Here is an 11,974-nt window from a genome sequence, read left to right as displayed (position 1 = left end):
CGCCGTGCGTCAGACGTAATACTGTTTGTAGCGGCCCCGCCGGAACAGAAATCCACCGAGCGGCCCCAGCCAGCCGAGCACGTAGTACATGTGCCCGAGGTCGGTGATTTCGATCAGGTTGCCGTCGAAATCCTTCACGAAGAACAGCCAATGTCCGCGCGGGGATTGTTCTGGCGGGCCGACGATCTCGATGCCGTCTGCCTTCGACAGATAGTCGTACCATCGGCGGATGCCGCGCACGTTGAGGCAGATGTGCGACAGGCCCCGGCGGTGCCATTCGAGGAGGTGCGGCGGCAGCTGCGGCTCGAAATGGAAAATCTCGATCACGCCGCCGCCCGGCATGCGGATCCAGCCGATCTTGCAGGTGCCGCCGGGCGGCGCGCCGAAGAAGCCGCTGACGCGATCGGCCGGCGCGTCCGTGACGCCGACCAGCGGGCAGCCGAACACGCGCCACCAGAACCTCACCGTGCGGTTGAAATCCGAGACGGTGATCCCGGTGTGGCTGAAGGAACGCGCTTTCATGCGACCCCCATGATGTGATCGGCGGTACGAAGCGCCTGCGCCGCGATCGTCAGGCCGGGGTTGACGGCCGCCGACGAGGGGAAGAACGACGCGTCGACGACGAAGAGGTTGTCGACGTCGTGCGCGCGGCACCATGGGTCGAGCACCGAGGTGCGCGGGTCGCGGCCGAAAACGAGCGTGCCGCACTGATGCGTCGTGTTCTTGGTGCCGGCCATGTGCGCGAACACCTTCGGCGACCAGTAGCCGAGCCTGCCGAGAATCTCCCGCAACGTGTCGACGAGCCTGGCGTGCGCGCGCTGGTTGTTCTGGCGCACGTCGAGCACGATGCGTCCATCAGGCGCGAGCCGGACGCGGTTGTCGGGATCGGGCAGGTCCTCGGTCATCGCCAGCCAGTCGGTGGCGCGCGACACCCACCGCTGGTAGGCCCAGAGGGGAATGTGGCGCATCGCGATCCCCTTGTAGACCCAGGCGTCGCCGGTGATCTTGGCCATGATCGCGTGCGTCCGCCCCTGCGACTGGATTTGCCCGAGCGGATACGGCGCGTGCGCGCCGGCGAGGTAGAAATCGTTGATGGCGAGCGTCTTCTGGAACTCGTCGTGGTTCGTCTGCCAGCGCACCCCCTCGAGCATCGTCGCCAGGTGCGCCATGTAGCGCCGGCCGACGAGGCCCGACGAGTTGGCGAGGCCGTGCGGGTGCTTGTCGGTCGCCGACCGCAGCAGCAGCGCGGCGGAATTGATCGCGCCGCACGAGACGACGACCGTTGGCGCCGCGACGACCTCGACGGCGCCGCCGCGCTCGATCTCGACGGCCGTCACTGTCCGGCCCGCCGGATCGGTCAGCAGCCGCCGCGCCGTGGCGTTGGTCCACAGCGTCACGTTCGCCGCCGCCTGCAGCGGGCGCACCGCGACGACGTCGGCGTCGCTCTTGGCGTGGATGCGGCAGACGAACGAGTTGCAGGTGTTGCACAGGCGGCAGCCGTTCGGGCCGCCGACGTCGATCAGCCCGAGCGGCAGCGGCGACGGATGCAGCCCCAGCCCGCGCAGCCGGTCGGCGATGCGGCCCATCCCCGGCGCATGCGGCACGGCCGGAAACGGGTACGGCGCGGCGTGCGGCGGCTCGGTCGGATCGTCGCCGAGCCCGCCGCGCACGCGGTACAGACGTTCGGCGCGATCGTAGTACGGCGCCAGCGTGTCGTAGTCGATGGGCCACGCCGGCGATACGCCGTCGGCGTGCTGCACGTCATGGAAGTCTTCGCGCCGCAGCCGGTAGAGCACGCTGCCCCAGAACTTCGTGTTGCCGCCGACGTTGTAGTGCGTGTAGGGGCGGAACTCGCGGCCTTCGTTGTCCAGCCACGTCTCCCGGGTGCGGTAGCGAAGGTCCTTCCAGACCGCCGCCGCGCTCCAGTTCTCGTCTTCCTGCGCGACGAAGTCGCCGCGCTCGATCACCAGCAGCCGCGCTCCCGACCCGGCGAGCGCCTGCGCGATCGTGCCGCCACCGGCGCCGGTGCCGATGACGATGATGTCGTAGGACTGGATCACAGCGAACCGTACACCTCGTCCATCAGCCGATGGTCCTCCCTGGCGCGCTCGAGGCTCATCTGCGGCGGCGCACCGCTGCGGATCGCGCCGACGAAATCGCGATACATCGCGCGGTAGCCGCGGAAATCGTTCATCCCCGGCCAGATCAGCCGCGGCATGAATTGACCGCGCGCGACGATGAACAAGCCGTTCGACTCGAACGTGATGACGCCGCGGCGTCCGAAGATCTTCGAGAGACGCATGCCGCGCAGCAGCGACGGAACCTCGCGCGAGTAATAGAGCGTGCCGGCGGCGCTGTTGTCGTACTGGAACGCCACCATCATGCTCTTGGCGCGGCGATCGCCGCCGCCGCCCGCGGCGCTCGGCCGCATCCCCTCGATGCGGACGATGCGCGGACCGAGGCTGGCGGCGAAGTGCAGCCAGTGGATCCCTTCCTCGAAGAACGCATCGCCGCCGGCCAGCGTCTCGTCGTTGCGCCAGTCGTCGGCGGTCTTGAGCCGCCGCGCGATGGTGACGTAGTGCGCGAACAGCATGTCGCCGATCAGGCCTTCCGCGAGCAGCCGGCGGAGCCGGACCGCGAGCGGCTTGTAGTGATCGTTCTCGCCGACGAGGACCACGCGTCCGGCGCGATCGCGCGCCGCGGCCGCGGTCTGGTAGCTGTCGATCGAGGGGAACGCCGGTTTCTCCACGATCACGTGCTTGCCGGCCGCGAGCGCCCGCAGCGTCAGCTCCAGATGGAACTTCGGCGGCACCGCGATCAGCACGGCATCGATCGACGGATCGGTGATCGCCGCGTCGTAGTCGCCGTAACTGGCGACGCCGCCGTAGCGCTGGCGATACGCCTCGGCCTTCGCACGATCGCGACTCGCATAGGAGGGCACGATGTCCGCGCGTCCGAGACGGCGCAGATTACGGCTGTGCACCCGGGCGATCAATCCACACCCGAGCAAGGCGAGACGCAGCGGGGCCGGCATCAGGGAATATCCCCATCATACCGGCGGCGCCGGCTTCTGCGGTGGCGCTGAATGGATGCGGACGAGTCGAACCGATAGTGCGCCGACGCTGAAATGCGACGGCTCGGCCGGCCGGCAGCGCCCCGCTACCGGCCTCCGCTCAGCACGCTGTCGCCTGACTAGGCGACGCGAACGTTCTCGGCGCGCGGGCCCTTGGGGCCCTGACCCTTCTCGAACGTGACGGGCTGTCCCTCACGCAGCTGGTCGAAGCGCGTGCCCTGGCACGCGGAATTGTGGAAGAAGTACTCCGCGCCGTCTTCCGCCAGGATGAACCCGAAACCCTTGTCGCTAACCAGACGCTTGATCGTGCCGTTCGAAGCCATGTCCGTCCTTAAGAAAAAGAGGGGCCGAGTATAGCCGATCTCTCAAAAGAACGAACACCTAGCCTTTGACTGTGAAATTCCGTGCAACCAGGAGCTCCCGCACCCGGTCGCACTGATCCCCCTGCAGCTCGACGCCGTCGGTGCGGACGGCGCCGCCGGTCCCACACGCCTTCTTGAGATCCTGCGCCAGATCCCTCAGGAAATCCGCGTTCTCCGGCAGCCCGAACACGACCGTGACCGTCTTGCCGCCGCGCCCGGCCCGTTCGACCCGGAGTTTGGCGACCGGCCGGCCGGGCACCGCCGCCGACGGTTTCTCGCCGCAGCGGCACCCGCGTTCGGGCTGCCCGCAACTCCTGCAGACGCGCCCGGCCGCCGAGGAATAGACGAGGCGGGCCCCCCGATCGGCCACCCGTCAGGCCTGTGCCATCAGGTTCTCGTCGGCGCTGATGCCGTAGATGGCCGGCACCTTCGAGCCGGCCGCACGCAGATACGCCGCGAGCTGACCGCGATGATGGATGTGATGGTTGTTGAAGGCCACGAGATACGTCACGACCGGCCCTTTCGATCCGAAGAAATCTGCGTCGGCGAGCAGCTGCGCCGGCGTCAAGGCGCGGATCGCGGCGAGCTTCTCGCCGAAATGCTTCTCGTGCCATTTCGCCACGGCCCCCGGATCGGTGAACTCCTTCGGCAGCGGCGGGTCGCCCGTCCAGTCGAATTTGCCGTTGAGGATGCAGTCGGCGAACCAGATGTCGCTCGTCGCCAGATGCGTGGCGATCTCCCACGCCGTCCGCGATTTCGCGTCCGGCCTGTAGTCGCGGTTGGCAGCCGGAACCGCGGCGATGACCTTGCGGGTCGCGACCGATTCGCTCTCGAGCGACCCGATCATCGCGTCGGCGACTGCACGGGCCTGATCTGCGTTCATGGGTTCCTCCTTCAAAGGGAAAGCCGTCAGTCTACACCCGCGGTGCGCCCGCGGCGGCGGCCCGACGATCGTCCGTGACAACGCCGGCGCGCCCGCGCTATGGTGACGGCGTCGGAGGTGAAGATGAGACCCGTGAGCAGCCGCCGGACATTCCTGAAGCACGCCGCCACCGGCGCCGCCGGCGGCGTGCTGGCCACGTCGATGGCGTCGAACGCCGAATCCCAGGACCGAGCTGCCGGCGCCAACCGGCGCGTCCGCGTCGCGCTCATCGGCTGCGGCGGCCAGGGCACTTCCGACCTGCGCAACGCGCTGCGGCTCGGCGCGCAGGTCGTCGCCCTCTGCGACGTGGACGACGAGCAGCTCGCCAAAGCGGCCCAGCGCGTCCACGGCGAATTCAATCAGCAGCCCGACAACGCCGGGCGCGATTTCCGGCGCGTCCTCGATCGCCAGGACGTCGACGCGGTGATCATCGGCACCCCCGATCACTGGCACGCCCTGCCGACGGTCCTGGCCTGCCAGGCCGGCAAGGACGTCTACGTCGAGAAGCCGCTGGCGCTGACGATCGGCGAAGGCCGGGTGATGGTCAAGGCGGCGCGGCGCTACAACCGCGTCGTGCAGATGGGCACGCAGCAGCGCAGCTCGAACCATTTCAAGGATGCGATCGCCTACGTGAAATCCGGCGCGCTCGGCACGATCCGCGTCGTCAAGGCGTGGGCCTATCAGGACTGGATGGGCAACATCGCGCCGGTGCCCGACACGGCGCCGCCGGCGAGCGTCGACTACGACATGTGGCTCGGTCCGGCAGCGAAACGGCCGTTCAACAAGAACCGCTTCCACTTCAATTTTCGCTGGTACTACGATTATTCGGGCGGCCTGATGACCGACTGGGGCGCGCACATGCTCGACGTCGCCAACTGGGGCATGGGCGTCACGGCGCCGAAATCAGCGACCTCGGTCGGCGGCAAGTTCGGATTCCCCGAAGACGCGGAGGAGACGCCCGACACGCAGCAGGCCCTCTGGGAATACGAGGGCTACAGCGTGATCTGGGAGCACGCGACGGCGATCGGCCAGGGACCCTACATGCGCGACCACGGCGTCGCCTTCCACGGCAACAACGGCGTGCTCGTGGTCGACCGCAGCGGCTGGGAAGTGCTGCCCGAGACCGAAACGACGAACGGCAAGAAGCGCTACCGCATGCAGGGTGAGCCGCACCGCGGCGCTTCCGGCGACATGGGCCTGGCGCACATGAAGGATTTCCTCGACTGCCTCGACTCGCGCCAGCGTCCCACGTCCGATGTCGAGGTCGGCCACAACTCGATGATCGCCTGCCACCTCGGGAACATCGCCTTCCGCACCGGCCGCCGCGTGCACTGGGACATCGCCGCCGAGACGATCGCCGACGACGCCGAGCAGGAGAAGTACGTCCTGCGCCCGTACCGCGCGCCGTGGACGCTGCCGCAGATCACCTGAGTCCCCGGCCTGATCCGAGGGGCCGGCGCTAGTCGTCGATCGCAATCACTTCGTGCACGGCCACCGACGGCACGTCGACCAGCAGGACGCCGTTCTCGATGCGGACCGGCACGGCGGTGCCGGCCGTCAGCAACGAGACCTTCGACGGACGACGGCCGTCGGTCAGCGGCACGCGCACGTGCAGCGGACCGACCGGGATCGCCTCGCGCAACGGCCCCTTCATCATCATCGGGTTCGTGAGATTGACCAGGTGCACGGTCGTCGACGCCGCCTGTCGCCAGATCGCGACGTCGAGCACGCCCGGGCCGTCGACGGTCACCGGTGACGGTCCGTTCGCCGCCCACGTCACCGCGTTCTTCAACAGTGTGAGGTGATCGACGGCGAGCACGTCCCAGAACGTCCGGTCGATGTCCCACGGAAAATAGACGACGCGGCTGCGGCCGAGATCGCGCAGGTAGACACCCGGCGTGTCGGTGTGGGGCACCCGCGGGTAGACGTCCTCCATCGGCAGATCGGGATACGGCGGAATGAGCGTCAGGGGCGCCGGGGTCAGACCGGGGTCAGACGCGGGTCTGACCCCCGTTTGACCCCGGTCTGACCCGGCCGGGCGGACGTCGAGGCGGAACACACCGTTGATGATGCGGGGCGTCCCTTCGAGACCCGCGAGGATCGGATGGCGGCGGCCGTCCGCTCCCGACTCGAGCGCCAGATAGGAGTTGTGCATCGGTCCTTCGACACGGCCGCCGTACGAGACGCCGAAGACGTCGGCGAGCGCGAAATCGGGGCGCTGCACACCCACCTCGTCGAAGAGCGACGTGGCGAACGTCGCGATCAGGCTGCCGCCGCGCTGCAGATAGCGGCGAATCGCCTCGCACTGCGGCACCGACAGCGCCGCCGCGTCGGCGAGCACCAGCAGCCGGTATTGATCGAGGCGATCGGGCGTGAGCAGCGCCTCGTGCACCATGTCGAACGGCACGCGCGCCTCGACCAGCGCCTGGTACATGCCGAGCACGTGATCCGCGTGGCGGGCCCCGTCCGCCATCCCCGGGTGGAACGCCTCGGTCTGTTCCGAGTGCAGCAGCGCGACGCGGGCGAGCGAGCGCTCGTTGCGCAGATAGCGCTCGTGCCGGTAGTGCCAGTCGTAGATGCGCTCGACGATCGGCAGCCAGCGCCGGTCGTAGACGACGCCCGAGAACTTGGTCACCCAGGGGCGCATGCCGTGGGCGGTGGCGTCGGCAACCCAGAGCTGCACTTCCGGCTCGGTCTGCACCGAGTCCTTCCAGCGATACGGCTCCTCGAGACCGACGCTGAAGATGCCGGCGACCGGCTTGCGCCCCATCACGGCGCGGAACTCCTTGGCGCGGCGGCCGTTCGCCCACGGCGGCGTCAGCCCGCGGCGGGCCTGGAAGTCGGCGAACTGGATGTCGGCAAGCTCCGCCGCCGTCTTCATGTCGGGCGGGCCGTTCGGAATGAAGCGGGCTTCGGCGCGGACGCCGCGGATACTGGCGTCCCAGTGCTGCCACAGCTCGGTCAGGCGTGCCACGCGCCACTCGACGAAGCGGCGCCGCACCGGATCGCGCGGATCGGTCGTGCGCGGCAGCGCGAGGCCGGCGGCGCGGCGGAAGTTCTCCTGACAGTGCACGCAGTAACAGTCGCCCCCCTGCGGCGCCCAGCGATTCGCGAACACGCCGTCGACCGCGTACTTGGCGACGATCTCGCGATTGACGCGATCCATGAAGTCGAAGTTGTAGGGGCCGAGCGCGCAGCTGACCCACAGGTCGGGGTTCGCCCAGTGGCGGCGCGGCTGGCCGTCGGCCGTCACCGCGATCCAGTCGGGATGCGCCTGGCGGACCTCGTCGCGCACGGCGTGCGGATCGACGCGCGCGACCACGTTCATGTCGAGCGCGCGGCAGCCCTTGACGAGCGTGCCGAACGGATCCCCGTCGCCGAGCCAGGCGCTGCGATGGTGCAGCGGCACGTCGGTCGGGTAGTAGGCGACGATGCCGCCGGCGCTCAGGGTCGCGGCGTCGGCGTGCAGACGCCCGAAGTAGTCGAGCCAGAACTGCGGGTCGAATCGCCCGGGATCGTTTTCGACCAGCGTCAGCTGAACCCAGCGCATTGGCCGGTCGAACCACGTGGCGGGCGGCTGTGCGGCGGACGCGTCCGTGAATCCGACCGACGCGAACGCGCCGGCCGCAGCCGTCGTCTGCAGGAACGCACGCCGGGTGAGCTCGGTCATGGTGGCGATACTACCTCCGACCTCTTATAGAATTTCACCCATGGCTCAAACCCCCAACGCCAAAGTCGACGCGGCGACCACCGCGGCGAAACTGCAGGACGGTGTCATCACGATCGACGCCGTGCCGGCCGAGCTCCATCCAGGCTGCCGGGTCTTCGTGCACTACAACGGCCCGACCGACATGCTGGGCGGGATGTGCACCGGCATGGCGGTGCTCGAGCCTGGCGCCAGCCCGCATCCGCCGCACCGGCATCCGGAAGAGGAGACGCTGACCATCGCGAGCGGCACCGGCGAGATCGAGTGCGCCGGCGTGACGACCCAGGTGGGCCCCGGCGACATGATGTACTGCGCCGGTGACGTGCTGCACGGCATCACCAACACCGGGCCGGTGCCGATGACGTTCTACTGGTCCAAATGGCTCGCTCGCTAGTCATCAGCGGGGCGTCGCCCTGCGGGCTCCCCGGCAGCGTCACTCGCTCGTTCGCGACGCGCGTTCCAGATCGATGATCTCGAAGACGTAGCCGTTGACCGGCTCGCGGAAGAAGAACCGCTCGAACGGCGTCGGCCGGATCGGATCGATCAGGACGCCCCCCTCACCGAGCAGCCGGGCCTTCAGCGCCGGAAAGGCCGACCGGGGATGGAAGAGCGCCACGTGCCGGCCGTACTCCGCCTCGAACGCGGAGATGGCGAAGCCCGGCACGTGCAGCACGTGCAGCTCCTGGCCGCCGCCGATGTCGAGCCAGATGGCTTCGCCCACCACGTTGGGCGGCAGCCGCTTGCGGGCGTAGCCGAGCGTCCGCTCCAGGAACGCGGCGGTCCGGTCGATGTCCGGGGTGGCGAGTGTGAAATGGGCGAGGGCCACGCCCTATTTCACCACGATCCGGCTCCTCTTGCGGCTCACATCTTGACAGCCAAGATGAGAAGGGGTAGCGTCGGGGCATGGCCGACGAGATGATCCCGGGCACCCTCGACATGCTGATTCTCAAGACCCTCAGCCTGGCGCCGATGCACGGCTTCGGCATCGCCCGCCGAGTCGAGCAGATGTCGCGCGGCGTCTTCAAGGTCAACCCCGGCTCGTTGCTGACCGCGCTGCAGCGCCTCGAAGGCGCCGGCTGGCTCGAGGCCGAGTGGCGGCAGACCGAGAACGCCCGGCGCGCGCGCGTGTACAGCCTGACTCGGGCCGGCCGCAGGCAGCTCGATGTCGAGACGGCCGACTGGGCGCGGCGCGCCGGAGCGATCGCGCGCCTGTTGAAGGCGGAGAGCTGACCGTGGCCCCTCCGCCGCTGACGCCTCGGCGAGGCTGGCGCTGGCCCGCCCTCGTTCGCGGCATCCGCGCGCTGCGCGATCCGGCCCGCGCCGACCGCGACACCGACGACGAGATCCGTCACTTCCTCGATGAATCGGCCGCCGACCTGGAAGCCGGCGGCGTCCCTCCGGCCGAGGCGCGCCGGCGCGCGCGTCTCGCGTGGGGAGACTCCGTCGCCATCCGTGAAAGCGTGCGATCGTCCGGCTGGGAGCACCTCGCGGCGACGCTCGTCGACGACGTGCGGCAGGGCGCGCGGCGGCTGCGTCGCTCCCCCGGCTTCACCACCGTCGCCGTTCTGACGCTGGCGATCGGCGTCGGCGCCAGCACGGCGATCTTCAGCGCCGTGAACCCGATCCTGTTCGCGCCGCTTCCCTACCCTGCCGCCGATCGCATCGGCATCGTGCTCGAGAACGGCCGCGCCGATGTGAGCACATTCGCCATGTACCGCGCGCTGGCCGAGGAGACACGCACGTTCGACGCGCTGGCGGCGATGCGCCGGTGGCAGCCGGCGCTGGCCGGGCGCGACGTGCCGGAGCGTCTCGAGGGACAGCGCGTCACCTCCGGCTTCTTCGCCGCCCTCGGCGTCGCGCCGGCCTTCGGCCACGACTTCACCCCCGACGACGACCGCCCGGGGGCCGCAAGGGTGGCGATCGTCGCCGATTCGCTCTGGCGGCGCCGATTCGCCGCCGATCCGGCGATCGTCGGCAGCACCGTGCGTCTCGACGACACGCCCTACGTCGTCGCCGGCGTGATGCCGGCGGCGTTCGAGGACGTGCTGGCACCCGCGGCCGAAATCTGGACGCCCCTGCAGTACGACCCGGCGCTGCCGAGCGACGGCCGCGAATGGGGACACCACCTCCGGACGATCGTGCGGCTCGCGGACCGGCAGAGCCTGGCATCGGCCACACTCGACGCCGCCGCGGCGGGACGGGCGATGATCGCGGCGCATCGTCCCGAAACCTACGCCCCTGACACGCAGGTGTCGATCGCCTCGCTGCATGGCACGCTCGTCGCCGGTGTCCGGCCGGTGCTGGTGGCGATGACGGGTGCTGTCCTGCTGGTCTTGATCATCGCCTGCGTCAACGTCACCAACCTGCTCCTCGCCAGGGGAGCGCACCGCCGCGGCGAGTTCGCGCTGCGGGCGGCGCTCGGCGCCGGACGGGCACGACTGGTCCTACACGTGCTGACCGAAAGCGTGCTGCTGGCCGTCCTCTCGGCGGTCGCGGGCGTCGTGTTCGCCGTGTTCGCCGTCCGGGCGCTGGTCACGATCGCGCCGGCCGCGCTGCCACGCGTCGCCGCGATCGCGGTCGACGGCCAGGTCCTCGCCTTTGCGCTCGCGCTGGCAACCATCGCCGGCCTCGCTTTCGGAACGCTGCCGGCGCTCGAAGCCGCCGGCCGCGATCCGCATCGCGACATCCAGGATGCGTCACACCGCAGCGCGGGCGGTCACGGCCGCGTCCGCCGCCTGCTGGTCGTCGCCGAAGTGGCGCTGGCCCTGGTGCTGCTGGTCGGCGCCGGTCTGCTGATGCGCAGCATCGGCGGCCTGCTGTCGATGCCGCTCGGCTTCGAGACCTCCGATCGGCTGTCGCTGCAGCTGCAGCTTGCGGGGCGCCGCTTCAACGAACCGGCGGCGGCGGCGCGCTTTCACCTGCAGGCGCTCGACGCGGTGCGGCGCGTCCCGGGTGTCACCGCCGCGGCGGCGACCTCGCAGCTGCCACTCAGCGGCGACCGCGACGAGTACGGCGCGCGGTTCGACGAAGAGGGCGGACGACCGGCCGACCGCTTCGCGGTCTACCGCTACGCGGTGAGCCCCGGCTACTTCGACACGACCGGCATCCCGATCCTGCGCGGCCGGGGCATAGACGAGCACGATCGCCGCGACGCGCCCGCGGTCGTCGTGATCAGCGCGGCGCTCGCGGCGGCGCGCTTCGGCGGCGACGATCCGATCGGCCGACGGCTGCACGTCGGATCGGCAGGCCCGTTCACGATTGTCGGCGTCGCCGGCAACGTCCGGCAGGCGTCGCTCGCGGCGACCGATGCCGACGCGGTCTACCTGAGCGTCGATCAAACGTGGTACCCCGAGACAACCATGTCCTACGTCGTCCGCGCGATCGGCAACCCGGCGGCGCTCGCCCGTGGCGTGGAGCAGGCCATCTGGACGCTCGACAAGGATCAGCCGATCGTCCGCGTCGCGACACTGTCGGCGCTGGTCGAGGCGTCCGAGGCGCAGCGCCGCTTCGCGCTACGCGTGTTCGGGGGCTTTGCCGCGATCGCGCTCGGGCTCGCGGCGATCGGCATCTACGGCATCCTGGCCGGCGGGGTCAGCGAGCGCAGGCGCGAGATCGGACTGCGCGCGGCGCTCGGCGCGACGCGTCCGCAAATCATCGGGCTCGTGGTCGGGCAGGGCCTCGCGCTGGCGGCGGCAGGCGCGGCGGTCGGCCTGGCGGTCGCGGCATTTGTCAGTCGCGGCCTGTCGACGCTGCTCTTCGGCGTGTCGCGCCTCGATCCGGTCACCTATGGCGCGGTCGTCGCATTGCTGGCGCTCGTCGCGGCGGCGGCCTGCGCGATTCCCGCCTGGCGTGCCGTCCGCATCGATCCCTCGATCGCGCTGCGCGCCGACTAGCACGATAAGATAGCGGCC

12 protein-coding genes are annotated in these 11,974 nt (G+C 69.9%); 4 read left to right on the top strand and 8 right to left on the bottom strand.

Annotated features, from left to right (window positions below):
- Positions 1 to 9: 9 nt before the first annotated feature.
- The 6 genes from VGI12_01080 to VGI12_01055 form a co-directional block, all read right to left on the bottom strand.
- Positions 10 to 522, bottom strand: a complete 513-nt coding sequence (locus VGI12_01080) for a VOC family protein (protein HEY2431235.1) — start codon at positions 520 to 522, stop codon at positions 10 to 12.
- On the bottom strand, positions 519 to 2,060 hold the full coding sequence (locus tag VGI12_01075; GenBank protein HEY2431234.1) for a GMC family oxidoreductase: 1,542 nt from the start codon (positions 2,058 to 2,060) through the stop codon (positions 519 to 521). The genes VGI12_01080 and VGI12_01075 overlap by 4 nt, the downstream gene beginning before the upstream one ends.
- Complete coding sequence (locus VGI12_01070; GenBank protein ID HEY2431233.1) at positions 2,057 to 3,034, bottom strand: Gfo/Idh/MocA family oxidoreductase; 978 nt, start codon at positions 3,032 to 3,034, stop codon at positions 2,057 to 2,059. Before VGI12_01070 ends, VGI12_01075 begins: the two co-directional genes overlap by 4 nt.
- A gap of 158 nt (positions 3,035 to 3,192) precedes the next feature.
- Positions 3,193 to 3,396: a cold shock domain-containing protein gene (locus tag VGI12_01065; protein HEY2431232.1), complete on the bottom strand. Its 204-nt coding sequence runs from the start codon at positions 3,394 to 3,396 to the stop codon at positions 3,193 to 3,195.
- Positions 3,397 to 3,454: 58 nt separating this feature from the next.
- Complete coding sequence (locus VGI12_01060) at positions 3,455 to 3,805, bottom strand: hypothetical protein (GenBank protein HEY2431231.1); 351 nt, start codon at positions 3,803 to 3,805, stop codon at positions 3,455 to 3,457.
- A gap of 3 nt (positions 3,806 to 3,808) precedes the next feature.
- Positions 3,809 to 4,318, bottom strand: coding sequence for a DinB family protein (locus VGI12_01055; protein ID HEY2431230.1), 510 nt, complete (start codon positions 4,316 to 4,318; stop codon positions 3,809 to 3,811).
- 123 nt (positions 4,319 to 4,441) lie between these two features.
- On the opposite strand from VGI12_01055, the gene VGI12_01050 reads away from it, so the two are divergent.
- Positions 4,442 to 5,788 (top strand): Gfo/Idh/MocA family oxidoreductase, encoded by a 1,347-nt coding sequence (locus VGI12_01050; protein HEY2431229.1) that lies wholly within the window; start codon positions 4,442 to 4,444, stop codon positions 5,786 to 5,788.
- Positions 5,789 to 5,816: 28 nt separating this feature from the next.
- Here VGI12_01050 and VGI12_01045 read toward each other — a convergent pair whose 3' ends face one another.
- Entirely contained in the window at positions 5,817 to 8,027 is a 2,211-nt protein-coding gene (locus VGI12_01045; protein ID HEY2431228.1) for an alpha-amylase family protein, read from the bottom strand.
- Between the two features lie 40 nt (positions 8,028 to 8,067).
- Between VGI12_01045 and VGI12_01040 the strand changes: the two genes are divergently transcribed.
- A complete protein-coding gene (locus tag VGI12_01040; GenBank protein HEY2431227.1) occupies positions 8,068 to 8,457 on the top strand; it encodes a cupin domain-containing protein in 390 nt (129 codons plus the stop codon).
- Between the two features lie 39 nt (positions 8,458 to 8,496).
- Here the strand turns inward: VGI12_01040 and VGI12_01035 are convergent, their stop codons facing one another.
- Positions 8,497 to 8,889 carry a VOC family protein gene (locus tag VGI12_01035; GenBank protein HEY2431226.1) on the bottom strand — a complete coding sequence of 131 codons (393 nt, stop codon included), beginning with the start codon at positions 8,887 to 8,889 and terminating at the stop codon, positions 8,497 to 8,499.
- A gap of 77 nt (positions 8,890 to 8,966) precedes the next feature.
- Here VGI12_01035 and VGI12_01030 point away from each other — a divergent pair, with 77 nt between their 5' ends.
- Together VGI12_01030 and VGI12_01025 are read left to right on the top strand one after the other, a co-directional pair.
- Positions 8,967 to 9,293: a PadR family transcriptional regulator gene (locus VGI12_01030; protein HEY2431225.1), complete on the top strand. Its 327-nt coding sequence runs from the start codon at positions 8,967 to 8,969 to the stop codon at positions 9,291 to 9,293.
- 2 nt (positions 9,294 to 9,295) lie between these two features.
- Positions 9,296 to 11,956 (top strand): ABC transporter permease, encoded by a 2,661-nt coding sequence (locus VGI12_01025; protein ID HEY2431224.1) that lies wholly within the window; start codon positions 9,296 to 9,298, stop codon positions 11,954 to 11,956.
- The last annotated feature ends 18 nt before the right edge of the window (positions 11,957 to 11,974 follow it).

The sequence above is a fragment of the Vicinamibacterales bacterium genome, from assembly GCA_036496585.1.
In the GTDB taxonomy this organism is placed as follows: domain Bacteria; phylum Acidobacteriota; class Vicinamibacteria; order Vicinamibacterales; family 2-12-FULL-66-21; genus JAICSD01.
This window is presented reverse-complemented; position numbering and strand designations above follow the sequence as displayed.

Coding starts and splice junctions, on each gene's coding strand:
- VGI12_01080 (HEY2431235.1), bottom strand. CDS start 522: ATGAAAGCGCGTTCCTTCAGCCACACCGGGATCACCGTCTCGGATTTC.
- VGI12_01070 (HEY2431233.1), bottom strand. CDS start 3,034: ATGCCGGCCCCGCTGCGTCTCGCCTTGCTCGGGTGTGGATTGATCGCC.
- VGI12_01065 (HEY2431232.1), bottom strand. CDS start 3,396: ATGGCTTCGAACGGCACGATCAAGCGTCTGGTTAGCGACAAGGGTTTC.
- VGI12_01055 (HEY2431230.1), bottom strand. CDS start 4,318: ATGAACGCAGATCAGGCCCGTGCAGTCGCCGACGCGATGATCGGGTCG.
- VGI12_01050 (HEY2431229.1), top strand. CDS start 4,442: ATGAGACCCGTGAGCAGCCGCCGGACATTCCTGAAGCACGCCGCCACC.
- VGI12_01045 (HEY2431228.1), bottom strand. CDS start 8,027: ATGACCGAGCTCACCCGGCGTGCGTTCCTGCAGACGACGGCTGCGGCC.
- VGI12_01040 (HEY2431227.1), top strand. CDS start 8,068: ATGGCTCAAACCCCCAACGCCAAAGTCGACGCGGCGACCACCGCGGCG.
- VGI12_01030 (HEY2431225.1), top strand. CDS start 8,967: ATGGCCGACGAGATGATCCCGGGCACCCTCGACATGCTGATTCTCAAG.